Origin of the sequence: Streptomyces sp. NPDC051104 (assembly GCF_040682835.1) — a bacterium.
Lineage (GTDB): Bacteria > Actinomycetota > Actinomycetes > Streptomycetales > Streptomycetaceae > Streptomyces > Streptomyces cynarae.
In genome coordinates this window covers 20,768-45,653 of record NZ_JBFBBS010000008.1, presented here as the reverse complement: position 1 = coordinate 45,653, position 24,886 = coordinate 20,768, and the positions used below count along the sequence as shown (strand labels likewise).

Below are 24,886 nucleotides of genomic sequence, written 5' to 3'. Positions count from 1 at the left end.
CTCAGGTCACCTCCGATTTCCGGGCCCGTCGCGGGATGCGTTGTCGAGGGACTTCGGGCATCGCGAGGGGTGTGGCCGCGGCAGGTGTCGCCAGGAGCGAGGCGGCCAGGGCCAGATGCAGCAGATACGGCGAGGCGTCGCCAAGACCGGCCTCGGTGTACGACGCGATCGCGCAGTAGCTGATCAGGAAGATCGCGCAGGCCCTCTGCAGCGACGGCGGCCGCAGCAACGCGACGCCGCCCAGCACGATGATGAACGCCGCGACAAGGGTGACGCCGGCCAGACCCTGCTCGTTGTAAGCGGCCAGCCAACTGTTGTCGATCGGCAGCCCGCCGAACGACTTGTCGCCCAGGCCCACGCCGAACAACTTCTCCCCGGTCGTCCGGGGCGCAGCCAGCAGGGCGTCCCAGACCTTGGCCCGACCGGTGAGGCTGGAGAAGTTCTCCTTGCTCTGTCCGCGCAGGAACCACGCCTGGAGCAGGGAGGAGAACCCCACCGCGGCCACCGTGGCGCACAGCACCGTCCAGGTGAAGAAGCGGCGGGCCGCGGCGCTGGTGAGCAGGAGCGAGCCGATCGCCAACAACAGCCCGATGAGCAGGCCGAGCGTGGCCGTCCGGGTATGGGTCAGCGCGAGCAGGACGAGGGACGGAACGATGATCACCGCCGCGCTGGCCTTGTCCGTCCGGCGGCCCAGTACGAGCAGCACGGTGAGCCCGATGATCACCGCGGCGTACTGTCCGATCTGCGGCGGTGTGAGCGGCCACAACGCGCCGACAAGGCGTCCGCCGTAGAGGTCGGGCAGGGCCGCGCCCGGTGAGACGACCAGACCGGCGGCCACCGACCCGAGCACCGCGAAGTACATCCGGATGTGGTGCCGGACGAACGTCAGGCCGCCGTCCCACCAGCGGCTGAGCAGCCACAGCGTGCCGACGAAGAGAGCCAGCCGGAAGCACCGGAACAGCGCGCCGACCCCGGACTCCAGGTGCGCGCTGGAGATCACGCTCGTCGCCAGTAGCAGGGTGAGCAGGAACACGTACGCACTGGCTCGGACGCGCAGCCGGAGATTGACCGTGAGCGCCAGCGCGAACGCGGCGACCAGCGCGCCCATGGTGACCATCTGGATGAGGGAGCGGGGCAGCGGCACGATGGTCTTCGCCCCGGCGGAGCCGAGCGTGTTGAGGACCAGCAGCCCCCAGACGGTCCCGACGATCTTCGGTGTGCGGTCCGCGCCCATTTCAGCCACCGTTCCCTGCGCTGAAGGTGCTGCCCGCGTCCTGCTGGTACGGCGTGCCCTGCCACTGCCCGAGGTCGAGCACTCGGCTCGGGTCGTAGGCGACGAACTTCCACGGGCCGACGTAGACGTTGTCGTGCCAGCGGTTGTGCTGCTTGGCGGTGATCGCCTCGGCTACTTGCTCGCCCTTGTACGGCGACCAGTCGGGATAGGTGCCGTAGTTGGACAGCACCGCCATGCGGTCGCACTTCTCCGTGCACTTGATGACGGACTTGTCCAGCACGAAGCGGTTGTCGTGGATGTCCACCCGCTGGGTCTTCCACCGGCAGTCGGAGTAGAGCGGGGCTTTGGCGATCGCCGGCTGGACGCAGCGCTTGGTGTTCTTCACCAGCAACGTGCAGTCGCCGGACGAGGTGTTGGAGGGGCTGTTGCAGAACCGGTCGGCGTTCTCCCACAGGGTGATCCCGGACCAGTTGTTCTCCAGCACGTCCCGGTAGATCTCGATCTTGCTGGTGCGGGCCTTGATCCGTGGTTCGCCGCCGGACTCCGACAGGTAGATGGTCGCGAACGGGAAGCTGTCGCCGCGGTCGGCCGCCTCACGGCCCTCGACCCAGTTGTTCCGCCGGATCGTGTTGTTCCGGATGACCGCGTTGTAGCTGATTTCGTAGATCAGCGCGGCACCGTCGTTGGCCTCGATCACGTTGTTCTCGATGAGGAAGTCGTTGTTGTTGGTGTCCGCCCACAACCCCGTCCCGCGGTTGTCGTGCACCCAGTTGCCGCGTACGTCGGCGCCGTCGACGGCCCAGAACTTGATGCCTCCGGTGCAGCCGCAGCCCGACTGCCGCCGTTCCCAGTCGCCGGTGTTGTTGCCCACGATCTCGTTGCCCTCGACCACCAGGTCCGTGATACGGCCGCCGGTCTTGTACGCGTTCATGCCGTACTGGCCGTTGTCGCGCAGGCAGTTGGCGCGGACCTGCTGGCGGGCACCGGCCATCAGCCCGGCGCCGGAGTTGTTCTGGATCGTCGTGTGCTCGATCACCCAGCCGTCGGCCGAGTCGTGGTTGACCACGCCCTCGTTCTGCGGGGCGTCGAATCCCTGCACGGTCAGGTAGCGGATGGTCACGTCGCGGGCGGTACCGGCGAACGCGTACTGGTTCTTCTTCCGGCCGTCGAGCACCGCACCCGGCGCGCCGAGGTAGCTGTCGCCCTCCTTGGGGATGACCTGGGCGTAGCGGTCCGGGTCGAGCCTGTGCTTGCCCGGTCGGAGCCAGAACGTGGTGTGCGGGGGACTGCTCTTGGTCTTCGCCACCAGGTCGCCGACCACCGCGGGGTCGACCGTCACCGCGCCCGCAGGCGCCTTGGCCGGCCCGGCCGCGGGATTGGCACACACCCGGGCCAGGGATGTGGACCGCGCCCCGGACGTGGTGGGCACGGCGGGCGGCTTCGCACGAGCCGCGTGCGGCGTACTGTCACAGCCCGTCGCCACGAGCAGGACCAGCACCAGCGGTGCCACCGCCGACGCCCAGGGCCGCGTCTTGATCCCCACGCGCCCCCCTAGCCGCGGAACCCGAGCACGGTGGTGAAGCCCTCCGCGCCGTCGGTGAAGCCGGAACCGACCAGTGTGGTGGCGGGTTCCTTGCACCCGAATCCGGCGGAGTACCAGCCCAGCACAGGATCCGTCTCGCCGCGATACGCCTGCCAGGACAGCTGCTCGGGCAGGTCGAGCACCGCGGAGCGGTCTTCGCCGTCCCTGGTCCAGGTGAGCTGTGCCCGGGTCCCCACCAGGTCCGCGGTGATCGCCGGGCCGAGGTGGAACGTCAGGCGTACGGCCCGGCGCGGGCCGCGTACCTCGTCGATCACCCGCAGCTCCCGGCGCGCGGCCGTCAGCTCCACCCGGCGGCGGTGCACGGAGCCCTCGTAGCCGTCGTGCTCGGCACACCAGCGGGTTACGTCCTCGCCGGATGTGTCCACGGTCAGGACACGACTCTCGGCATGCCGGGTCCACAGGAACGGGCCGCCGGAGACGGACTGGTCACCGCCGTCCAGCTGCAGGGTGTTGTGGCCGAGGGTCGACCGGAAGTACTGCCGCCACTCGGGCTGCCCGTGGTAGCAGTACGTCCCCGGGTCGGCGAGCACATCGACCCCGTCGTGCCGGACCTCCACGGACAGCGCGTCCGCGTGGGCATGCGCGGCGATGGACAGGAAGCCGTGCGGACCACCGTCGCAGCGGCACCAGATCTCCTCCGGTCCGCGCAGGATGGTCATGCCCGCGTCGGCGAAGTGCGCCGGCCGGTCCGCCGGGCGGCGCACGGACGGTTCAGTGCGTTCGATGAGCGCGGCCAGCAGCGGGGTGCGCACGTCGGTGCCGGTGACCGCCGGCCACCAGGCGAGCCGGCCGAACACGGCGTCCCCGGTGGCCAGCAGCGAGCCCCAGCGGTCGGTGCCCGCGCCGTCCACGACCAAGCCGTACCCGTCGTCCGCGTCCCCCTGACGCGGCGGCCGGAGCCGGTTGTCCACGATGGCCGCGAGCGCGTCGGTCATCCGCAGCACCACCAGGCGGATCGACGCGGGGACCGGTACGTCGGCGGCGTCCGCCTCGGCCACGGCGGCCAGCCCGAGTTCAAGGACGAGTCCGTGGTACTCGGTGGCCAGCTCACGGTTGAGGCCGGAAAGGTAGGTGTTGCCGCGCAGGTGCCGCTCCAGCGACCGCAGCGCGTCGGCCCGCCAACGTCCCGACGAGGGGAACCAGTCGAACGCGCAGGCCGCGGCGAACTGACCGGCGGCCTCGGCGATGACGTGGTTGTTCGCCGAAGACCCCCGGCTGGGGAAGGCGGCCAGCCAACGCTGGTGGTGCCAGATCTGGTTCAGCGCCACCGGGTTGGCCTCGAACAGACCGGCCGCGCCGGACCAACCGTCCAGCAGCCGGCGGATCCACACCCAGGACAGCAGCCGGATGCCCAGCTCGATGCCGCTGATCCAGTGGACGCCGCGCAGCGGCGGGTTGGCCGCCCACCACGACCGCAGATGCTCGGCCACGCGCTCGGCGTACCGCTCGTCCTCAGTGATCGCGTAGGCGGCGGCGAGCTGGGTGAGGTACTGGTGCCGGGACGGCTCCCAGATCTGCTTGATGTCCCCGACCGCGTCCTCGTTGCGGTACGGCACGTCGAAGGCGTAACCCGAGGGAGCCCGGCGCCCGGTCTTCGGGTCGCGCCACCAGTCCGGGTCGGTCAGGTCGTCGCGGACCACGCCGAAGTACTCGGCGTGCCCGTCCATGAGCCGGTCCGCCTCGGCGACGAGGCGTTTCGCGGCGTCGGGAGGCAGGGCGGCGATCGTCCCGGCCGGCAGGACCGCGGTGAACCGGGCGCCGGTCACGCTCGGAGAGTCGGGCGGCGCCGACCGCCACCGACGCCGCCGCACCGCGTCGCCCACCCGGCCCGCGACCTCCTGCGGTCCCATCCGGGACAGCCGCCGGAGGTACCAGCCCGCGCTCATGGTCATCGCGCCCTCGCCAGCGTCACCGGGGCGCCGCTCGCCAGACCGGCCTGCACCGCGAGGGTGGCCGCCGTGGTGGCGACCAGCGACTCCAGTGGCACCGGCATCGGCCCGCCGGTCCGCACGGCCTTGACGAACGCGGCCAGTTCGGCGCACTGGCCCTTGTCCCGGGCCTTGGGCAGCCGCGAACTGACCCACCGCTTGCGGCCGTACACCGAGGCGCGGACGAAGTCGTCGAGCCGCAGCGCCTTGCCGTCCGCGACCAGGTCCAGCGTCTCCTTTGGGAAGCCGGACGGGCCGGTGGTCACGTAGCTGATGGTGGCGGTGGACCCGTCCGGGTAACGCAGCACGACCTGGATGTCGTCGTTGCCGGGCGTTGCGGTCGCGTACACCGAGACCGGGTCGGCCTCGAGCAGCCAGCTCGCCGTGTCGATGAAGTGCCCGCCCTCACCGGCGAACCGCGAGCCCTCGGTGCCCTGTCGGAGGTACCAGCTGCCGTGGTCCAGGCGGCCCGCGTTGACCAGGTAGCGCAGGCTCGCCGGACCGCTGCGATCCCCGAACCGCTGCCGGGCCTCCCGCAGCAGCGGCGAGAACCGGCGGTTGAAACCCACCTGCAGCCGGTCGTTGCCGGACTCCTCCACCGCCGCGAGCACGCCGGCCAGCTCCTCCTCGGTGAGGGCCAGGGGCTTCTCCACGAACACCGCCTTGCCGGACAGCAGTGCCTTGCGGGTCAGTTCGGCGTGCGAGCTGTGCCGGGTGACCACGAACACCGCGTCGATGGACTTGTCGCCGAGCACGGCGTCGAGGTCGGTGGTCGCCTCGGCGAAGCCGAACTTCCGCTGCGCGTTGGCCGCGGACAGTGCCGTCGTGGTGACGACGGTCGACATCTCGACGCCCTCGCGCTGTACCAGGTGCGGCAGCAGCATCGAACTCGCGTAGTTCCCCGCGCCGACGAACGCGAGCCGCGCCGGCGTCTTGGCGGCCCGGGCCGGACTCCGCTTCACGTCCACGGCAGGCACGGCCACTTCCGGGGCCGCCGCCTCCACCGTGTGCTCGGGATAGCGGAACAGCACGGCCACGGCCTTCAGGTCGCCGTCCTTCAGACGCTGGTACGTCTCGACGGCGGCGTCGAAGTCGGCGATGTGGGAGACCAGGGGCTCCACGTCGACGCTGCCGCGGGCGAGGAGATCGAGGAAGCACGCCAGGTTGCGGCGCTCGGTCCAGCGCACGTAGCCGATCGGGTAGTCGCGCCCCTCGAGCTCGTACTCCGGGTCGTAGCGCCCGGGGCCGTAACTGCGGGAGAACCGGACGTCGAGTTCCTTCTCGTAGTACGCGTTCCACGGCAGGTCCAGGCGGCACTTGCCGATGTCGACGACCCGGCCGCGGTCCCGGCAGAGCCGGGCGGCCAGCTCGACGGGTTGGTTGCTGCCGCCGCCGGCGGCCAGGTACACCTGGTCCACGCCGTGTCCGCCGGTGAGTTCGGCGACGGCGGTTTCCACGGCCGCGGACGCGGGATCGCCGCAGGCCGCTGCGCCCAGGCGCTCGGCGAGTTCGCAGCGCGCCGGGTCGGGGTCGGCGCCGACGACGCGGACGCCCGAGGCGGCGAGGAGCTGCACCACCAGCTGCCCGATCAGGCCGAGGCCGATGACCAGCGCCACTTCGCCGAGCCGTGACTCGCCTTGGCGGACACCCTGCAGCGCGATCGACCCGACGGTGCCGAAGGCCGCGTGCCGCGGCGCGAGGCCGTCCGGCACCGGGGTGTAGAGGTTCTTCGGCACCCAGTTCAGCTCGGCGTGCAGCGCGTGCTCGTTGCCGGCGCAGGCCACGAGGTCGCCGACCTTCACGTCGTCGATGCCGGCGCCGACCTGCTCGACCACCCCGCACAACGAGTAGCCCAGCGGCGTGTAGGAGTCCAGCTTGCCCATCACCTTGCGATACGTGGCGGGCACGCCGTTGGTGGCCACGCTCTGCATGACCTTGGCCACCTGGTCCGGCCGGGAGCGGGCCTTGCCCAGCATCGACATGCCGGCCTCGGACACCTTCATGAGCTCGGTCCCCGTGGAGATCAGCGAGAAGGCGCTGCGGACCAGCACACCGCCCGGCTTGCACCCCGGCACCGGCACGTCGAGCACCGCCAGCTCGCCGCTCTTGTAGTTCTGTACAACCTGTTTCACCGGAACTCCCCTGATTCCTAAGCCGTTTGCCGAGTGCTCTGGCCGGACCCAGAGGTCGCGTCGCGATACCAGTACTCGAGGGTCAGCACATGCCACAGATGCTTGGAGAAGTCCTGCTGCCCGGCGGCGTCCTCGGCGACCATCCGCGCCAGCGCGTCGCGGCGCAGGAACCCGGAGCGGACGAGCTCGCCGTCGTTGACCACCTCGCGCACCAGCGGCGCCAGATCCCGGCTCATCCAGGCACGCAGCGGGGCGCTGAACAGGCCCTTGGGCCGGTAGACGATCTCCCGGGGCAGGATCGAGGTGGCCGCCTCCTTGAGGACCGCCTTGCCCTGCCGTCCGACGATCTTGCGTTCGCCGGGCACGGCGAACGCCGCCCTGACCACCTCGACGTCCACGTACGGAACCCGCACCTCGGTCGACGCCGCCATACTGGAGCGGTCCGTGTACGTGAGGTTCAGGCCCGGCAGGAACATCCGGGCGTCGCCCAGGCACATTCGGTTGACGAAGTCGTCGAGGTCGTTGTCCGCATAGATGTCCGCGTGTTCGGTCAGGACATCGTCGACCGTCCCGGCCAGGTCCGGATCGATCAGGGCGAGCAGTTCGTCCTGGTCGTACATGGTGTAGCTGCGCCGGAATGCGGTCTCCTCCGGCAGATCGGCGAAGGAGAGGAACCGCTTCGCGAAGCGCACCGACCGGTACCCCCGGCGGGACGTGGCGACCGGCAGCCGGCCCACGGCCGCGGACACCCCGCGCCGCAGGGGCCGCGGGACACGCTGGTAGCGCAGCGCGAGCAGGTTGGCCAGGTGCTTGCGGTACCCGGCGAACAACTCGTCGGCGCCCATCCCCGAGAGCATCACCTTCACCCCGGCCTCCCGGGCGGCCGAGCAGATCAGGAACGTGTTGATCGCGGCGGGGTCGCCGATCGGCTCGTCCAGGTGGTACGTCATCTGCGGCAGCAGGTCGAGTACGTTCGGGTCGATCTCGATCTCGTGCAGGTCGACGCCGAACCGCTCGGCCACCTGCCGGGCGTAGCGCAGGTCGTCCGGCATCGCCTCGAACTTGGCGTCCTCGGCGCGGAACCCGATCGTGTAGGCGGAGATCCCGGGCTGGTGGCGAGCCGCCAGCGCGGTCAGGTAGCTGGAGTCGAGGCCGCCGGAGAGGAAGGTCGCGACAGGCACGTCGGAGAGCAGGTGGCGGCGGGTCGACTCCTCGACGACGGCGGCCAGGTCCGGCTGCTCGCCGGACCGGGCCCGCTCCCGGCCCTCGGCGGCCACGTCCTTCAGGTTCCAGAACCGGCCCCGCTCCACCCGGCCGTCGGGCCGGCACCTCAGCCAGCTGCCCGGCGGCAGCTTCTCCGCTTCGCGGAACGCGCACCGTGAGTCCGGCACCCAGTAGTACAGCAGCGAGGCCACCAGCGCCGCGTGATCCACCTCCAGCGATCCGCCGGTCGCGCCGGCGAGCGCCTTGAGCTCGGACGCGAACGCCAGGCCCTCGCCGCGCCGTAGCAGGAACAGCGGCTTGATGCCGAGCTGGTCGCGGGCGAGCACCAGCTCGCCGGTCCGCTCGTCGAAGATGCCGAACGCGAACATGCCGCGCAGCCGGGGGAGACAGTCCGTGCCCCAGCGCCGCCACGCCTCGAGGAGCACCTCGGTGTCGGAGGTGCCGCGGAAGCGCACACCGGCGGCTTCGAGTTCGGCGCGCAGTTCGGGCGCGTTGTACAGCTCGCCGTTGTACGTCAGGGCGAGGCCGTCCGAGACCATCGGCTGGGCGCCGGTCTCGGACAGGTCGATGATGGCGAGCCGGCGGTGCCCGAGCTGCACTTCGCCGTCACCGGCGGGATGGCCGTACCGGCCCGCGCCGTCCGGGCCGCGGTGGGCGAGGGTCTCGGTGAGCCGGTCGGTGACGATCTTTCCGTCCGGCCACTGGTAAGTGCCTGCGATGCCACACATGTCCTACCGCGCCTCCTGCTCGCTGTCCGGGACCCGTGCCGCCCACATCGGCTGGCGCTCCGTCCGGTGCCGGCCCATCCCGTTCTGCCGGGCTGACCGGTCGTTCTGAGCACGCAGGGCGGTGTGCAGCCCGTCCCACAGCGTGCCGTCGGTCCGGTCGCGCGGATCGGGGTCGATCAGCACCACACCGATCACCGCGATGCGCTGGTCGGCGAGCTGCCGCGCCACGGTGTGCAGCCATGCGGCGCTGCCGTGCCCGGCCCGCACGACGAGCACGGTCTGGGTGCCGAGGTACTGCAGGTCGGTCCACGCAGTGCCGGGCGCCACCGAGCCGACGCCGAGCGCGCGCTCCTGAGGCGACAGGGCCCCGGCACGCTCGCCGCTGACCACGGTCGGGTCTCCTGGCTTCTGGCGGCGGTCGCAGAGCCGGGAGCCGGGCAGACCGTCGATGACGACCACCGGCCCCTCCGCCGCCAGTGATCTGGCGAGCTCCAGGGCGATCACGGCCGTGCTGCGCGCACAGCCCAGTTCCAGCAGCGACAGCGGTTCCTCGGAGCCGCGCACGGTGCGCGCCAGGGACCCGGTGAGGCGTTCGCGTGCTGCCCGGTTCCGTCGACGGTGCCACAGTCTGGGCGACCGGGCGGGCAGCTCCGCGATGACCGAGGCGCCGAGGTTCGCCGCGATCTCCCGGCGCAGCACAGGGCGGTCCGCCACCACCGCGCCGACCGCGGCCACCGCGAGTCCGAGGACGAGACCGAGGACGAGACCGATCGCGGCGTCGGTGGCGGCGGCCTTGGGGAGGGAGTGCCGGACCGCGTGCGGGGCGTCCACGATCTGTGTGCCGGCGATGAGCTGGGGCGTGCCGACGCTCGCCTCCGCGGCCCGTTCGCCGAAATCGGTGATCTTCGAGGTGAGGTCGGCCCGGCGGGCGAAGAGCGACTCCAGATTCGCCGACGTCTTGGCGCCGGTCGTCGTCGATCCGTCTCCGATCGCCTTGTTGACCTGGGCGAGTTCGTTCCGCAGCCGATCGCGCTGGTTGAGCAGGGCCTTGGCCTCGGCGTTCGAGGTTTCCTGTATCCGCCGCACATGGTCCGCGACGAACGCGTCGGCCAGCGCCTTGGCGCGGGCCTCCGCCTCCGCGTCGCTGGCGCCCGTCACGGTGATCTGCAGCAGGTTGTTGGTCAGACCGGCACCGCTGTAGTCCCGCATGAAGGTCGCCGGTGTTTCCGGGGACTTGAGGGCCTTGAGGGCGGCATCGGCGATCCGCGTGGTCTGCAGCAGTGCCACGTCGGTGCGGATCAGCGTTCCGGGGTCGTTCGGCTGGTCCTCCTCGTGCGCGACCAGCACCTTGGTCACCGAGCTCGGGGGCGGCGGCATCAGGATCGCCACCGCGGCGCCGAGCAGCAGGCCGACCAGCGCCATGGCGCTCCACAGGCGCCGGCGCCGGCGCACCGCCACCACCAGTGCCTGCAGATCGAGGAGCGGGGCGGCGGCCGTCGACTCCGAAGTCGTGCTCGTCGTCACGCTGAACCTCCCGTTCCGTGGCCGGGCACCGCGAGCGTCAGGGTGGCGTCGTCCGGAAGCTGGCCGGCGGACCGCGTGGGGCGGCCCAGGACCAGGCCGGCGACGACGATGCCGACGACCTCGTGCCTGCCGTCCGCACATGCCTCGGCGATGCCGGCGAGTTCCTCCGCGGTCCAGCTGCCCGCGCTGAGGACGACCAGGGCACCAGACTCGGAATCGCGGTCCGGCACTGTGGGCCGGTCCACCGAGACCTCCACCACTCGCAGTTGCAGACCGTTCTTGGCCTCGGCGGCGAGCTGCCCCGCGGCCCGGCGGGCGGTCTCGTCGCCGTCCGGTACGACGACCAGCAGCTTCTGGGCTCCCGGCAGCCGCTCCTTCAGGCGGGCGCACACCCGCCGGTAGCGGAGCCGACTGCCGGCCTGGTCGCCGGACTTCTGCGGGGCGGGCATGTCCCACCGCGTGTCCATGCCGAGGAGGCGGCGGATCCGGGCTCGTGGGCCCCCGCCTTCCGGCCGGTGCGCCGGCTGTTCCGTGGGCACGTCGACGGTGCCGAGGAGCGTCGAGCCCAGCGCCGCGGCGATCTCCGGTTCGGTGCGCAGTCGGCGTTTCATCCGTGCCGCGACGAGATGGCCGATGAGCGCGAGCAGGAAGAACAGCAGCGCCCCGCCGGCGATGAGCTGCAGCCTCGTGGGCGGCGCCTCACCGGTCGGCCTGGGGGCCGGACCCATGACGACCATGCCTGCCTTGTTGTTCGCCGGGTCGGCCTCGTCCAGCTTCTGCATGGCCTCCTCCAGCGAGGTGCGCAGCTGCTCGAGCTGGGTGCGGGCCTGCACGCTCTCCACGGTCTGTCCCGGATCGGCCGCCTTGGCCAGTTCGGTGATGCGGCGGTTGGTCTCCGCGACCTGCTTCCGCAGGGCCTCGGTCCCCGAGGCCGCCGTGGGGTCGGTGCTGCCGCCCGCGACCCCCGCGGCGAAGGCGACGAACTGCCGGGCCACCTGGTCGGAGAGATGCTGTGCGCGCGTCGGGGTGTCGGCCGTACCCGAGATCTTGATGATGTTCCCGTCGGCGGCCTTCGCGGTCACCCGGTCCTGCAGCGTGGTGCCGCTGACGGCGGACCAGTGCAGAGCGGCGGCCGTGCGGTCGAGCACCGCCGAACTGGTGGCGATGTCCACCTGGGTCAGCAGCTCGCGCTCTTCCCACTGCCCCGGCAACAGGACCGGTGCCGACGCGGTGTATCGCGGCGGGAACACCACTACCGAGGTGCCGTAGCCGACGAGTGCGCCCACCATGGCGAGGGCGGCGAGAAGCCGCCAACGCCGGCGGAGTATCCGCCCGATCGTGACTAGGCGGATCGTGTCTTCGTTCAACGCCGCTGCCTCTTCCTTGTGCGGACCGGGTCGCCCGCCGACTGTGGAGTTCGATCGCGGCTCGCGGCGGCGTAGGCGGCGAGAAGCGACGCTTGCGAGTTGCGCCACGACAGCGGACCGCTGATCCGCTCCTGGCCGATCTTGCCCATCCGGGCCCGTTTCTCCGGATCGTCCAGCAATACCGTGATCAGCTTGGCGAATTGGGCCTCGTCGTTGGCGGGCGCGTAGACGGCGGCGTCACCGGCGGAGACGCGCGCCTCCTTGAGGTCGAACGAGACGATCGGCCGGCCCATCGCCATGTACTCCAGGACCTTGTTCATGGTCGACACGTCGTTCAGCGGATTGCGCGGGTCGGGGGAGAGGCACACGTCCGCGGTGGACAGGTAGCGCACCAGGTCGGCGTCCGGAATGCGCCCGGTGAACTGCACCTGCTCCATGAGCCCGAGCCGCCGGGACAGCTCCACCATCGCGTCGAACGCGTCGCCGGCTCCGACGAACACCGCGTGCCAGTCGGTCCGCCCGAACTCGTCGCGCAGCTTCGCGAGGGCGCGCAAGGCGTAGTCGACGCCGTCCTGCGGGCCCATGACGCCCAGATAGCACAGCAGATGAGGCTTGCCGCGCTTCAACTCCGGCTCGGGCGGCACGGGTTGGAACCGGTCGATCGCGGGTGCGCTGCGCACCACGAAAACGTCCGCAGGGCGTCGACCGCCACGGCGCATCGCGACGTCCCGGTAGCTCTCGTTCGTGGCGAGCACGACGTCCGCGGCCTGGTAGGTCAGCCGTTCCAGCGCGCACACGGCGCGGTAGAGCAGGTCTTCGCCGCGGTCGAACCGGGAGAGGTACAGCTCGGGCACCAGGTCGTGCTGGTCGAAGACGAACCGCGCGCCGCGCCGCTTCAGCCACAGTGCCGGCAGGAACAGCAGGTCGGGCGGGTTGCAGGCGTGGACCACGTCGACCGGGCCGACTTTGCGGGCCAGCCGGGCCGTGTGCCACAGTGCCGCCCCGTACTCCCTCAGGTAGCCGGCCGGTCCTCCCGTGGCCGCGCGCAACGGGTAGCGGTGGATCCGCACCCCATCGATCTCCGCTTCCGGCTCCGTGTCCCGCTTGCTCCCCCGGGGACAGATGACGTGCACCGTCCAGCCCGCGTCGCGCAGGGTCGTGCACTCCTGCCACACCCGCCGGTCGAACGGCACCGACAGGTTCTCCACCAGGATCAGCGCGCGCCGGTCCGACCCGTCGCCGCCGATTGCGTTACCAAGCAAGGCCCATGTACCCCGGTTCGGCCCGGCGCGCCTCGGCGTCGGGGAGGCGGATGAGGTCGACGATCACCGGGCCGCCGCCATGGGGCAGCGCCGAAAGGACGGCCGGATCTCTGGTCCCGACCAGGCACACCTCGGCATGTTCGAGCACCTCGTCGACGGAGTCCGCGAGCAGCTGCGCGAGGTGCGGCAGCCGCATCTCGATGTACTCGCGGTTCGCGCCGAGCAGCCGGGAGAGGCTCACGTTGGCGTCGTAGATCTTCAGGTCGTAACCCTTGCCGAAGAGCCTCTCCGCCAGCTCGACGAGCGGGCTCTCGCGGAGGTCGTCGGTGCCGGGTTTGAACGACAGCCCGAACAGGCCCACCCGGCGCTTGCCGGTGCGCTCGACCAGCTCCACCGCGCGCTGCAGATGGTCGGAGTTGGAGGGCAGCACGTGGGAGAGGATGGGCACCGAGACGTCGGCCCGCTGCGCCGCGTGGACCAGGCTGCGCAGGTCCTTGGGCAGGCAGGAGCCACCGAAGGCGAAGCCGGGCCGCAGGTAGGCGGGGCTGATGTTCAGCTTGCGGTCGGCCAGGAACACGTCCATCACCTGGTGCGAGTCCACCCCGAGCGCCTGGCACACCGCGCCCAGCTCGTTCGCGAAGCCGATCTTGAGGCCGTGGAACGCGTTGTCCGCGTACTTGATCGCCTCGGCCGTCGGGACCGGCACCCGGAACACCTCGCCGGGCAGGCCGTCGTACAGCGCCATCACCGCGTCGCCGCTTGCCGGGTCGAGCTCGCCGATGACGGTCTTGGGCGGGTCGAAGAAGTCCCGCACGCTCGTGCCCTCGCGCAGGAACTCCGGGTTGACCGCGACCCCGAAGTCCACCCCGGCCGTGCCGCCGACGTTCTTCTCCAGGATCGGTACCAGCAGGTTCAGGCATGTGCCCGGGAGCATGGTGCTGCGGAACACGACGGTCTGCCGCCCGCCCCGCTCGGCCAGCGCGGCGCCGATCTGCTCGGTGACCCGCTCCAGATACGTGGTGCACAGGCTGCCGTTGGGCTCCGACGGGGTGCCCACACAGACCAGCGACACCTCGCTGCCCATGATCGCCTCGCGGACGTCGCCGGTGGCGCGGAGCGCCCCGGTCCGCACGACCTCGGCGATGAGCTCGCCGATCCGCTCCTCGACCACCGGGGCCTTGCCGTCGTTGACCAGGTCGACCTTCACCTGGTTCACGTCCACCCCGATGACCTCGTGGCCCATGCTGGCCAGGCACGCGGCCGACACGCAGCCCACGTAGCCGAGCCCGAAAACGCTGACTCTCATGACGCGTTCCTCCCCCCAGGCAGGCCCTTGTGGCCTGCAGTCCGCACGTCGGCCGGACGATGGCCTCCGCGCATCAATAGGCCCCCTGCCCATGGAGCACCGCACGCAGCGTCTTCCACAAGATCACTGTGTCCAGGGCGAGCGACCAGTCCTCCACGTACCGCAGGTCGAGGCGGACCGCCTCCTCCCACGGCAGGTCGCTGCGTCCGCTGATCTGCCACAGGCCGGTGAGCCCGGGCTTGACCAGCAGCCGCCGCCTGATGTCCGGGCCGTAGGCAGCGGACTCCTCCGGCAACGGAGGCCGCGGACCGACGAGTGACATCGAGCCGGTGAGCACGTTGAAAAGCTGCGGGAGCTCGTCGAGCGAGTACCGGCGCAGCACTGCTCCCACCCGTGTCACCCGCGGATCCCGGCGGAGCTTGAACAGCAGCCCTGCGCCCTCGTTGAGGTCGGCCAGCTCTGCACGTGCCGCGTGGGCCCCGGCAACCATGGTGCGGAATTTGAGAATGGTGAACTCGCGGCCGTCCTTGCCGACTCTGCGCTGGCGGTAGAACGCCCCGCCCCGGCTGTCCGCCAGCACGAGCAGCCCGACGAGCACCATCAGCGGCGCGAACAGCACCAGCAGGACCGCCGCGCCCGCCCGGTCGACGACCCCCTTGATCGCCCGGCGGCCTCCGGTGAAGGTCGGCATGCTGACCCGCAGCAGCGGGATCCCGAGCACGGCGTCGACGTGCAGCCGCGGGCCGGCCACCTCCATCAGCACGGGGGCCACGACCATCTCGGCGTCGCTGCCTTCGAGGTTCCAGGCCAGCCGCTGGAGCCGGTCCGGTGTCCAGTGCGGGTCCGGTGTGACCGCGACGACGCGGTAGCCGTCGTGGCGGACGTGCTTGGCGACGTCCGCGAGTTGACCGACGACCGGCACTCCGTCCAGTTGGTCACCGTCCAGCCCGCGACCGTCCGTCGTGCACACCGCCTCCACCCGCCAGCCGATGTGCGGGAATTTGCGGGTTCGGGCGATCAGGTCGCGTACGGTCGCCGGGCTCCCGGCAGCGAGCACCGGTCTCAGGCACCGGCCTTCCTTGCGCTGTTTGTGCAGCGAGAGGCGCAGCACATACCGCGCGGTCATGGTGACGAGCGCGATCGCGGGGATCGCGACGAAGATCCAGAGTTTGATGTTCCGCGAGGTCAGGGCTATCCCGCCCAGCGCCAGTACGACGGTCGCCGCGAACAGTGAGCGTCCGAGTCTTCGGAATTCCTCGGCGCCCTGACCGAGCACGGCCGGAGCCCAGGCCCGGCCCACCGCCAGCGCTCCCAGCACCAGCAGCTCGGTGCCGAAGGCGAGAATTCCCCACTTCTCGTGCCAGTTGGCCGCGTCCCGGGCCCCGAAAAAATTGCCGATCGCCGCCACCACGAAGGCGGTGGCCACGGTATCGCTGGTGATCACGGCACGTCTGTACCGCTGCTCCCAGGCAATCGCGGGCCGGCTGATTGCCCCGTTCGCCAGACGCCCGCGCGCCGACGGAAACGGGCTGACAAGTCCCCCTTGCCGCACAGAACCCCCCAGGTCCCCAGTGGTTCGACGTGTTCGCCCAACACTGTTGCTCCCCTCGGGAGGCCCCCGCCTCCCGCGCCGCGCTGTTCCTCCCCTCGGGAGGCCCCCGCCTCCCGCGCATGACATCCCGGCTATGTCAGAGCTACTTGAACAACCCCACCCCGGCGGCAGCGGACTCGCATGTCCTGCCAGGCTCTCGAGGTGGGCGGGAACCCGTCGACACCTCGGGCGCTCCCCGCACCCGAGGCCTCCCTCGCGGGCTCCAGGTATTGATCACCCCCACGTCCGGCGCCGATGACGCGGCTGCTGGCTCTCCATAGCGCCGGACCTACAGATCATTAATGGTTCGCCTCATGCCCGAACAGCTGAAGCACGGTCAATCTAGACCATCAGGGCCGGTATGAAGAGAGGATGTGTGTAATTTGTGTTCAAGCTTTGAGGGTGGATCCGCCGATCGGTCACCGCCTACGGGTGCCTTGACGCCGCCGCGCGCTCCAGCAGCTCGCCCGGCCCCCGGGCGTGGCTTCCACGCGGTAATGACCGGCGAGCTGCAACGGGCCTTCTACGCCGTTGACACGATCCGGCCCGGAGACCCGGGGCCGGATCGCTTCCGGAATGGCCTCTGCCTCCTGGCCACCTCTGGCTCCCTGGAAGAGGCGTCGCCACCTTCCGGGACTGCGGGTGCGCCGCGGGGAGGGAGGTCAGTTCTCTCGCGGCCGCCCGGCGAGGGCTTCCTGCGTCGCGGCCCAGGAAGCGAGCAGGCGCAGGCCCTCTTCAGAGGGTGAGCCGGGTTCTGCAGTGTAGATGGTGAGGGTGAGGCCGGGTTCGGCAGCCATCTCCAGGCCCTCGTAGGCGAGGGTGATATCTCCGACTGCCTCGTGGTGGAAGTCCTTGGTGCCGGTGCCGTGGTGGCGGACGTTGTGGGCGCCCCAGCGGGTGCGGAAGTCGTCGTTGCGGGTGGAGAGTTCGCCGACGAGGTCGTGCAGCTCCTTGTCGTGGGGGTTGCGGCCGGCCTCGGTGCGCAGGATCGCGACGGTGACGTCGGCGGCCAGGCCCCAGTCGGGGTAGAAGCGGCGGGACGCGGGGTCCAGGAAGGTGAAGCGGGCGAGGTTCGCCTGGTTGTGGGGGTTCGCGTAGACGTCGCTGTAGAAGGCGCGGGCGAGGGCGTTGGTGCCGAGGATGTCCATGCGGCCGTTGCGGACGAAGGCGGGGCCTGCGGTGATCGCGTCGAGCGTCCACTGCAGGCTGCGGTGCGGGGTCCACTGCCGGGCGGGGCGTCGACGTCGGGGGCGGATGAGGGTGTCGGAACCGTCGGCGGCCTGGGCCAGATGGAGGAGGTGGGCACGTTCGGCGTCATCGAACCGGAGGGCGCGGGCGACGGACTCGAGGACGGCGGGTGAGACGCCGGCGAGATTGCCGCGTTCGAGCTTGGCGTAGTACTCCACGCTCACGTCCGCGAGGGCTGCGACCTCGCTGCGGCGCAGCCCGGGGACGCGGCGCCGGGTCCCGGATGGCAGTCCGGCCTGCTCGGGGGTGATCTTGGCTCGCCGCGAGGTGAGGAACTCGCGGACCTCCTGTTGGTTGTCCACCCCTCGACCGTACGTGCAGCGGGCCGTACGAGGGATGTACTGCCAGTACACCCATCGACGGTGACTGGACGGCCGCCACGAAGGGGGGTTACCTGGAGGAGGAGGCGCTGTCCCCGGCCGTCCGTCGGCGGGGACGGGGCCGCCTGACTCCGGCGCACGGACACCTCGCGACCCGGGGACGGTCGTACGCGGACCGCTTACAGCGGTCCGACTTCACGCGTGGCTGCGCAGCCCCGGCGCCGGCTTCGTCGTCGGCGTCGCGCTGCCCGTCGACGGCGGCTACGTCGCCCAGTGACCACCGAGCCGGCGAGCGGCTTCCCCCGGCTGGACCGACCCGCTACGCAACAAGGAGTGACAGCATGCCCAAGCAGTCCGCGCCCAAGGAGCTGGAGGCGATCGCGCCCAAGCTCGTCGAGGTCACCAATGAGGTGCTCTTCGGTGACGTATGGGAGCGCCCCGGGCTCTCACCGCGCGACCGCAGCCTGGTGACCGTCAGTGTCCTCGCCGCGCTCTACCGCAGCGAACAGCTGCCCTATCACCTGGGCGTGGCGCTGGAGAACGGCCTGAGCGTCGAGGAGCTCTCCGAGGCCATCACCCACCTGGCCTTCTACGCCGGCTGGCCCAACGCCATGACCGCGATCAACCATCTCAAGAAGCTCACCGAAGAGCGCGACGCCTGACACCCGCACACCACTTCCCCCGCAGCCGCACAGCAAGGAACACCTTCCGTGGAAATCGTCACGCAGACCCCGACCGCCAAGGCCCCCGCCGAACGCTTCACCGGGGACGTCTACCTCAACATGATCGAGACCCCCGCCGAGCCGGCCCGGCTGGCGACCGCCCTGGTCCGCTTCACCCCGGTGCCCGCACCAACTGGCACTCCCACTCCAACGGCCAGACCCTCTACATCACCGACGGTGTCGGCCTCGTCGGCACCCGTGACGGCGACGTCGTACGCGTCAGCGCGGGCCAGACCGTCAAGTGCCCGCCCGGTGAGGAGCACTGGCACGGCGGCACCGACACCACCCTCATGGCGCACATCGCCATGGTCGTCGGCGATACCGACGGCGACGGCACCACCTGGCTGGAGCCGGTGACCGACGAGCAGTACGCCGAAGCGCTCGCCACCGTCACCCGCTGAGGGCCAACGAGACGGTCGGTGCGTGAGTGATGGGACGCACGCCCGGCATTCAATCCGATGCGGTGCCAGGAGACGGTCTCATGGGCTCGCGGCGCTCATGAGCGGGCGGCTCGTAGGGTGATGTCCTTCAGCGCCGTTTGGTCCGCGACTGGTCCGGGAGAGACTCCCTTGGACGTCAGACAGTAGCGCGAAGACTCCAATTGATTACAGATTGTAGTCGTGGTTTGGGGGTTGCCTGGAGCGCAACGATGCCTCCAGGCAACCGACTTCAGGCTCTAGAAGAAGCCGAGCTTCTGAGGGCTGTAAGAACAAAGAATGTTCTTCGTCTGCTCGCGGTACACGAGCTTGATGCCCGCTGACCTGCAGATATGAACGCAGATCGGGGCAGCCCGTAGTGCCTTGGCCCGCGGCTGGCTCGGATCTTGGATTTGGTCGGATGGCGCGGGCTCGTTTTTCGCCGAAGGTGAGGCCCGACAGTGCGCCGCCGGGGAGCCCCTGGCAGAGGGCGTGCGCGAGTGCACCAACCGCTACGCCCAGCCCGCCAGCGCCAACTGTCATCGACCGCACCGAGCCCTGGGACAAGCCGCGCCGCTGCGCCCACTGCCCGCACCGATCAGCGTGCCAGAGCAGATCGGGCACCTTGAGGTCCGCCGACGAGACCGGCTCGGCGGAACCCTGCACGCGTACCAACATGCCGCCCGAGCAGACCGGATGATGTTTCGGCACCCGCAGCGCCAAGGTAGCCGTAGCTATGGAGGCTGGCTACAGTGCCCTGTTCGTGAGCTGGAACGCCGGCCCTCAGCTGAGCCGGCGGGCCATCGGCGTGCTTCGACACCGTCGCCTGGACGACCCGGCGGTGCGGCACCAGGGCGCAGTCTTGGCCGCGACGGCCGTCAGCCCTCGGCCCGCTTCAGCGCCAGCTGCAGGACGGCCAGCAGCGCGTCGCGTACAGAGCCGCGCCTGCGGGCGTCGAAGGTGATCAGCGGGACCTGGTCGGCGATGTCAAGGGCCCAGCGGACCTCGTCCAGGCTGTGCTGGATCTGGCCGTGGAAGGCGTTGATCGCGACGACGAATGGTATCTGCTTGTGCTCGAAGTAGTCGACCGCGGCGTAGCAGTCGTCCAGCCGCCGGGTGTCGACGATGACGAGCCCGCCGAGGGCTCCCTCGACGAGGTCGTCCCACATGAAGCCGAACCGTTCCTGCCCGGGCGTACCGAACAGGTAGAGCTTCAGGGACGAGTCGATGGTGATGCAGCCGAAGTCCATGGCGACCGTGGTGGTCGTCTTGCGCGGCGTGTGGCTGAGGTCGTCCACGCCCGCCGCGACCTCCGTGATGGACGCCTCGGTGGTAAGCGGGGCGATCTCGGAGATGGAGGCGACGGTCGTGGTCTTGCCCACCCCGAAGCCGCCCGCGATGACCAGTTTGACCGGCAGTGGGGGCCGGGCGGCGGTCTTCTCGGCGCGGCCGCGGGCCGCGGTCTCGGTCGGTGTCACGGAATTGTCTCCCGGGAGTCGGTAATGGCCCGCAGACCATCGATAACCCTGCGCAGTACGGAGAGGTCGTGGGCAGCCTCGGCTTTGGGCACGTAGACCGACAAGTGCCCGGCGGACTCCAGATCCTCGGCGAGGACCCGGACGACGTTCAGATGCAGCCGCAGCTGCGCCGCGACCTCCGCGAGCGACTGCGGCAGCCGGCACAGCTCGACGATGTCCCGTTGTTCGAAGGCCAGCCGTTCCAGTCCCGCGATGCCCGCCACGGTCGATACGACCTGGGTCTCCAGGGGCATCGGCGTGGCGGCCGTGGTGCCCGCCACCCGGCCCGCGGTGACCAGGAACGGCCGCACGGAGGGGGCACGTCGGAGCGGGTCGGCGGCCCGCCCGGTGACGGCGTCCCCGTCGGCTTGCATGTCGCCGGCTGTCATGGTCGCTCCTTCCCCTCGCCCCGAGGTTCCCCCCTGGACCGGTCACCCGGCGTGTGACGAACCGACGTTGTTCTTCAGTTCGAGTACGAGCTGCGGGCTCAGCGCTGCACCGGCCCGGTTGGCGAAGAGCGTCATCTCGTACGCGATGTTGCCCAGCTTTGCCTCCTTGGACGTGACCACGCCGAGCACGGCGCCGCTGCCGATCGCGGAGACCAGGACGTGCCCCTCCTCCAGATCGATGATCACCTTGTTGAGGCCACCGAGACCGTAGTTGCCCGCAACGCCGGCCGCCAGGCTGGTGATGCCGGAGACGATGGCAGCGAGTCGCTCGGAGTCGGAGGTGTCGCGTAGTTGTGAGACCGCGATCAGCAGTCCGTCGGAGGACACGGCGATAACGTCGACCACGCCTGCGGTCTCGGTGGCGAATCGGTTGAGCAGCCAGGTGAAGTCGGCTGCGGCGGCCCGCAGGTCGCTGGGCGCGGTCTGCTGGGAGGTTTCATCTGTCGGCGTTGTCACTGCTCCGCTCCTTCCGGGAACGCTGCTTGGCGCTGGGTGTTATTGGGGGCCGTGCCGTCGGAGGTGTCGCGGTGCGCGCGCTCCACGGCGGCTTCGAAGTCGTCGAGTTCCGAGCGGACCGCGTCCGCGTCGGCGATACGGGGCGCCTCGCGTACCGCGTGCCCCCCGGTCTCGCCAAGTGTTGCCCGAAGCGTGGCACCACGCACTCGGCGGTTCAGCGGACGTGGCCCGCCGGCCTCCAGTTCACCGGCGGGGTGCTGGACGGCGGGTTCGGCGGGCAAGGGTTCGGTGGCACCGCCGGCGCGGACCCCCGAGGGATGCCGATTCTGCGGCACGCGCTGCGGCAGCGGGGCGGCTTCGGGACGTCGGTGGTCCTCGGCCGGCGGCAGCGCGGCGCGACGTTGGAGGAGCGCGGGCGCGGGGTGCGCGGGCGCCGAAGGACGGGGCTCCGCCGACGACGGGACGGACAACGCGGACTTGCCGCCGACGGTGGCGTCGTTGGCTTCGTGCGCCCGGTCGGAGTCCTCCGCGAGCGGGCTCATCTGGAGCAGCAGCGCAGAAGGAAGCGCCACGCGGCTGGTGACACCGCCGCCCGGTGTGGGGCTCAGCGTGACGCGGACACCCCAGCGGCGAGCCAGGTTGCCGACGACGAACAGGCCGAGCACCTTGGTGGGCACCAGATCGAGGCGTTCGCGGCGGATCAACCGGGCGTTCTCCTCGGCGAGCCGTTCCTCGCTCATCCCCAGCCCGTGGTCGCTGATCTCGATCAGGGCGCCCTCGGGCCGGGTGCGCACCCACACCTCGACGGGGCTGCCGGACGGGGAGAACGCCACCGCGTTCTCCAAGAGCTCGGCGATCAACAATGTCAGGTCGGCGACGATGTCGGGACCCACCGTGACATCCCTGTCGCCGGACAGGGAGACGCGTTGGAAGCCCTCGATCTGCCCGAGTGCGGCCCGTACGACGTCGGTGAGCGCGGTGGGGCCGAAGTCCAGGCCGGTCTCGCGGACTCCGGCCAACAGCATCAGGCTGTCCGCGTTGCGCTGCAGACGCACCGCGAGGTGGTCGATGCGGTAGAGGTGGTCGAGCAGGTCGGGATTGGTCTCGCCGCGCTCGACGGCATCGATCAATAGAAGTTGGCGCATCGTCAGATTACTTACGCGGCGGCCGACGTTGCCGAACATCTCGGCCACGTTGCGGCGGCTGAGCACCTGGCGTTCCAGCAGCGCGGCGGCGGCGGTCTGGACCCGGTTGAAGGCGTCCGCCAGGTCGCCGATCTCGTCGCGCGCAGTGACCGGCATCTTGCGCAGCCGGGGCGGGCTCGCGTCGTCGTCGTCGTCGTCGGCCACCCTGGCGAGTTCCTCGCCGGCCACATCAGCCACCTGGGTGGCGGCGGCGGTGAGGGCCTGCACGGGCCGGATCACCGAGCGGCGGATGACCACCGAGAAGGCCAGCCAGAGGGCGAACCCCAGGAGCGCGCTGCCGAGCAGCCACGCAGCTCGCGACCACGCCCTGCTGGACGTCTGGTCGACGTGGTCGGCGATCTGGCCGATCAGCGAGCCGGTGATGCGCAGCCGGTTTGCCCCCTGTGCCTGGTAGTCCGGGTACGCCCGCAGGGCCTTGGCGAATGTCTTCCGGAGCTCGTCCTGTCCCTGGGCCTTGAGGGCGCTGGGGTCGGTCTGCATCGCCGCGTATTGCTGCAGAATGCTGTTCCACGTGGGGGTCTGCTGGACTCTGGCGAGTTCTGTGCTCTGCGCTTCGGTGGAGAACCGACCGAAGCGAGCGGTCTGGTAGCCGTAGAGCTGCGTGTCGCCGACCGCGGCATTGTACTCGATCAGCGCGTCGCCGTCGCCGGTCTGGGCGGAGAACACCGCGGTCTCGAAGTCCTTGTAGGAGGCTGTGGCGTGCAACAACGAGTCCAGTTGGATGGCGGTGATGGTGTCGTTCATGGCGTGGACGAGGCCGAGGCCGTCGATCAGGCCGTTGACCGGGGAGAGGTACCCGTGGTCGATGCCGGCGAGGGGCAGGTAGCCCCGCTCGACGGTGGTCCGGAGGCTGCCCAGGCCGCCGATTTCCTTGAGGGCGTGCGCCTCGTTGGCCGACAGGCGGGCGCCGAAGGTCTGGCGGACCTTGTCGACCTGGGCGTCCACCGCGGCCTGGGCCTTTCGGTAGGCGGCGGCCGAGGGGTGCTCGCCGGGGGTGGCGGCCTCATACCGGAGCGACAGCAGCAGCGCCTGCTGGTGCTCGCTCTGCAGTCGGTCCACGAGTTCGGTGACCGGTCGGCTGTCGCGGACGAGTTGTGCGTCCGCGGCGGCGCCCTGTGCCTGCCCCACCAGCCCGCTGATCGCGTAGGCGATCAGCAGGCCGATGACCACCAGCGGCACGCCGACCAGCACGCTGACCTTGCGCCGGAACGGCCATCGGTCGGCGAAACTCCCTTCGCCGCGCCGGTCTCGCGGCGCCGGGTCCGGCCGCGCGGGCCCGCTCACCTCGTCCACTGACACCAAGCCCTCCTGTGCGTCTTCGCCTCGGAATCGCAAACGCCCCGGCGGCCGAACGGACCAACCGGAATCTGGGAACCGGTCTTTCGGGACGGCGCGCGAGGCCCTTGACCAGGCGCGTGATACCCGTTTCGAACCGCATACGGAACGAAGGGGACCAAGACGGACAAACCGTATCGTCTCGATCACCAAGTCAACTGCCGGGAGATTACCGCTTCTTGCCGAAACATCAACTACTGCGTCATCCCATATCTCCGGCAAGAATCACGGCCGACACCGGCGAGGGGCGTCCACCCGGCATCGATGCCAATCGGTGACCAACGCGCTCTTGATCCGGTCGGAACTCGCTCGGTCCGGTCTCGAATTGGTACAGCTCCAACCGCCTCGGATCCAACCGACAACCCTGCCGGCCGGTAACCGTGACTTCTCATGTGAAGAGCGCTTGGTCCAGGCCGAGATATCTCCGACTTGCCGCAGTGGCCACCATCACGACGCCGCTGCCGGCGGGTTGTTCCTTCGCCTCCGACAACCCTACGGTGAGGCGCTCGAGGCCGCGGGGTGCAGGTCACGTACAAGACGAACCTCGGCAGCCACGAGACCACGCACGGCCTGATGAAGAACGGCTCGCTGACGGTGGTGCCGGATCTTCCTGGTGGCCCCCTACTTCCAGGCGAGCTGCCGCTGCTGGGGACGGCCTTCCGCGGCTGGGTGCACAACGGCGACAGCGCGGCACTCGAGGCGCTGTTCGACCAGCTCATGCAGTTCGGCAATGACAGCACCTACGCGGCACTGCTCGCGGAGGTGTGCCACGGACGCGCCCTGGCCGTCGGACTGGGCCAAGTGGAAGGCGGACACCTGGGCCACCGCGGCCCCGGCTCCGTCCACCACCTGAGGCAACACTTGGTTCAACGCGCCCTGCCGGACCTGGGGCGCCGAGGCCGGCACCCTGGTTGACGTGAACGGCTCGAAGGTGGCCGGCGCACTCCTGATCGGCGAGACGCTGGACGCGGCGACGCCGTTCGAGGGCAGCCTCGAAGTGCGGGCGCGGTTCCCGCACTCGGCGCCTATCAGCGTGCTGGGCGGCACCAGCGACGGTGAGACCCCGGCCAGCAACACGTGTGTGGACGCGTCCATCGCCGCATACCTCACCACCGGTACACTGCCGACCCGCACCCGGCCGCCATGCCGACCTGGAGTGCGCGGCGTCCCCGCTGCCCACACCGGCCGGCTGAACCCCGCACGGCGGGCCCGGTCGGCGCCGACCAGCCGACCGGGCGTATCCCGGGACGTGGGCGCTCCGGCACCTTCGGCTCCGGTAGGACCGGCGGTCAACTGGCAGGACGGCCTGCCGGTGCGAC

Annotated in this window: 17 protein-coding genes and 3 pseudogenes; 5 read left to right on the top strand and 15 right to left on the bottom strand. The window is 70.5% G+C overall.

The window, feature by feature from the left end; all coding sequences use genetic code 11:
* Position 1: 1 nt before the first annotated feature.
* The 11 genes from AB0N14_RS14425 to AB0N14_RS14375 form a co-directional block, all read right to left on the bottom strand.
* Positions 2 to 1,234 carry an O-antigen ligase domain-containing protein gene (locus tag AB0N14_RS14425; protein ID WP_366025973.1) on the bottom strand — a complete coding sequence of 411 codons (1,233 nt, stop codon included), beginning with the start codon at positions 1,232 to 1,234 and terminating at the stop codon, positions 2 to 4.
* A gap of 1 nt (position 1,235) precedes the next feature.
* On the bottom strand, positions 1,236 to 2,777 hold the full coding sequence (locus AB0N14_RS14420; protein ID WP_366025972.1) for a right-handed parallel beta-helix repeat-containing protein: 1,542 nt from the start codon (positions 2,775 to 2,777) through the stop codon (positions 1,236 to 1,238).
* Positions 2,778 to 2,785: 8 nt separating this feature from the next.
* A complete protein-coding gene (locus AB0N14_RS14415) occupies positions 2,786 to 4,729 on the bottom strand; it encodes an alginate lyase family protein (protein ID WP_366025971.1) in 1,944 nt (647 codons plus the stop codon).
* A complete protein-coding gene (locus AB0N14_RS14410; protein WP_366025970.1) occupies positions 4,726 to 6,897 on the bottom strand; it encodes a bi-domain-containing oxidoreductase in 2,172 nt (723 codons plus the stop codon). The genes AB0N14_RS14415 and AB0N14_RS14410 overlap by 4 nt, the downstream gene beginning before the upstream one ends.
* A 17-nt stretch (positions 6,898 to 6,914) precedes the next feature.
* The gene (gene asnB, locus AB0N14_RS14405) at positions 6,915 to 8,849 is read right to left on the bottom strand and encodes an asparagine synthase (glutamine-hydrolyzing) (protein ID WP_366025969.1); all 1,935 of its coding nucleotides are present in this window, start codon (positions 8,847 to 8,849) and stop codon (positions 6,915 to 6,917) included.
* A gap of 3 nt (positions 8,850 to 8,852) precedes the next feature.
* Positions 8,853 to 10,373 carry a Wzz/FepE/Etk N-terminal domain-containing protein gene (locus tag AB0N14_RS14400; protein ID WP_366025968.1) on the bottom strand — a complete coding sequence of 507 codons (1,521 nt, stop codon included), beginning with the start codon at positions 10,371 to 10,373 and terminating at the stop codon, positions 8,853 to 8,855.
* Positions 10,370 to 11,740 (bottom strand): Wzz/FepE/Etk N-terminal domain-containing protein, encoded by a 1,371-nt coding sequence (locus tag AB0N14_RS14395; RefSeq protein ID WP_366025967.1) that lies wholly within the window; start codon positions 11,738 to 11,740, stop codon positions 10,370 to 10,372. The genes AB0N14_RS14400 and AB0N14_RS14395 overlap by 4 nt, the downstream gene beginning before the upstream one ends.
* Entirely contained in the window at positions 11,737 to 13,002 is a 1,266-nt protein-coding gene (locus AB0N14_RS14390) for a glycosyltransferase family 4 protein (protein ID WP_366025966.1), read from the bottom strand. The genes AB0N14_RS14395 and AB0N14_RS14390 overlap by 4 nt, the downstream gene beginning before the upstream one ends.
* Positions 12,992 to 14,308 carry a nucleotide sugar dehydrogenase gene (locus AB0N14_RS14385; RefSeq protein WP_366025965.1) on the bottom strand — a complete coding sequence of 439 codons (1,317 nt, stop codon included), beginning with the start codon at positions 14,306 to 14,308 and terminating at the stop codon, positions 12,992 to 12,994. The genes AB0N14_RS14390 and AB0N14_RS14385 overlap by 11 nt, the downstream gene beginning before the upstream one ends.
* A 73-nt stretch (positions 14,309 to 14,381) precedes the next feature.
* On the bottom strand, positions 14,382 to 15,860 hold the full coding sequence (locus AB0N14_RS14380; RefSeq protein WP_366025964.1) for a sugar transferase: 1,479 nt from the start codon (positions 15,858 to 15,860) through the stop codon (positions 14,382 to 14,384).
* Positions 15,861 to 16,561: 701 nt separating this feature from the next.
* Entirely contained in the window at positions 16,562 to 17,449 is an 888-nt protein-coding gene (locus AB0N14_RS14375) for a helix-turn-helix transcriptional regulator (protein WP_366025963.1), read from the bottom strand.
* Positions 17,450 to 17,808: 359 nt separating this feature from the next.
* On the opposite strand from AB0N14_RS14375, the gene AB0N14_RS14370 reads away from it, so the two are divergent.
* The 3 genes and pseudogenes from AB0N14_RS14370 to AB0N14_RS14360 all read left to right on the top strand — a co-directional run.
* Positions 17,809 to 18,129 (top strand): carboxymuconolactone decarboxylase family protein, encoded by a 321-nt coding sequence (locus AB0N14_RS14370; protein ID WP_366025962.1) that lies wholly within the window; start codon positions 17,809 to 17,811, stop codon positions 18,127 to 18,129.
* Positions 18,130 to 18,177: 48 nt separating this feature from the next.
* A pseudogene (locus AB0N14_RS14365) lies at positions 18,178 to 18,590 on the top strand (cupin domain-containing protein).
* A 549-nt stretch (positions 18,591 to 19,139) separates the two neighbouring features.
* Positions 19,140 to 19,289, top strand: a pseudogene (locus tag AB0N14_RS14360) (integrase); the annotation flags it as partial.
* A 194-nt stretch (positions 19,290 to 19,483) separates the two neighbouring features.
* On the opposite strand, the gene AB0N14_RS14355 reads toward AB0N14_RS14360, so the two are convergent.
* The 4 genes from AB0N14_RS14355 to AB0N14_RS14340 are packed head-to-tail and all read right to left on the bottom strand — an operon-like array spanning position 19,484 to position 23,531.
* Positions 19,484 to 20,083 (bottom strand): ATP/GTP-binding protein, encoded by a 600-nt coding sequence (locus AB0N14_RS14355; RefSeq protein ID WP_361978118.1) that lies wholly within the window; start codon positions 20,081 to 20,083, stop codon positions 19,484 to 19,486.
* Entirely contained in the window at positions 20,080 to 20,511 is a 432-nt protein-coding gene (locus tag AB0N14_RS14350; protein WP_366025961.1) for a DUF742 domain-containing protein, read from the bottom strand. Before AB0N14_RS14350 ends, AB0N14_RS14355 begins: the two co-directional genes overlap by 4 nt.
* Positions 20,512 to 20,553: 42 nt before the next feature.
* Positions 20,554 to 21,027, bottom strand: a complete 474-nt coding sequence (locus tag AB0N14_RS14345; protein WP_361978124.1) for a roadblock/LC7 domain-containing protein — start codon at positions 21,025 to 21,027, stop codon at positions 20,554 to 20,556.
* Positions 21,024 to 23,531, bottom strand: coding sequence for an ATP-binding protein (locus AB0N14_RS14340; protein ID WP_366025960.1), 2,508 nt, complete (start codon positions 23,529 to 23,531; stop codon positions 21,024 to 21,026). Before AB0N14_RS14340 ends, AB0N14_RS14345 begins: the two co-directional genes overlap by 4 nt.
* Positions 23,532 to 24,086: 555 nt before the next feature.
* On the opposite strand from AB0N14_RS14340, the gene AB0N14_RS14335 reads away from it, so the two are divergent.
* Positions 24,087 to 24,482, top strand: a complete 396-nt coding sequence (locus AB0N14_RS14335) for a hypothetical protein (protein WP_366025959.1) — start codon at positions 24,087 to 24,089, stop codon at positions 24,480 to 24,482.
* Positions 24,475 to 24,639: pseudogene (locus AB0N14_RS14330) on the top strand (hypothetical protein); the annotation flags it as partial. The gene AB0N14_RS14335 and the pseudogene AB0N14_RS14330, both read left to right, overlap by 8 nt.
* Positions 24,640 to 24,886 lie beyond the last annotated feature (247 nt).

Bases quoted from the DNA above. Each gene is read 5' to 3' on its own strand.
- AB0N14_RS14425 (WP_366025973.1), bottom strand. From the start codon at position 1,234: ATGGGCGCGGACCGCACACCGAAGATCGTCGGGACCGTCTGGGGGCTG.
- AB0N14_RS14415 (WP_366025971.1), bottom strand. From the start codon at position 4,729: ATGACCATGAGCGCGGGCTGGTACCTCCGGCGGCTGTCCCGGATGGGA.
- asnB (WP_366025969.1), bottom strand. From the start codon at position 8,849: ATGTGTGGCATCGCAGGCACTTACCAGTGGCCGGACGGAAAGATCGTC.
- AB0N14_RS14385 (WP_366025965.1), bottom strand. From the start codon at position 14,308: ATGAGAGTCAGCGTTTTCGGGCTCGGCTACGTGGGCTGCGTGTCGGCC.
- AB0N14_RS14370 (WP_366025962.1), top strand. From the start codon at position 17,809: ATGCCCAAGCAGTCCGCGCCCAAGGAGCTGGAGGCGATCGCGCCCAAG.
- AB0N14_RS14350 (WP_366025961.1), bottom strand. From the start codon at position 20,511: ATGACAGCCGGCGACATGCAAGCCGACGGGGACGCCGTCACCGGGCGG.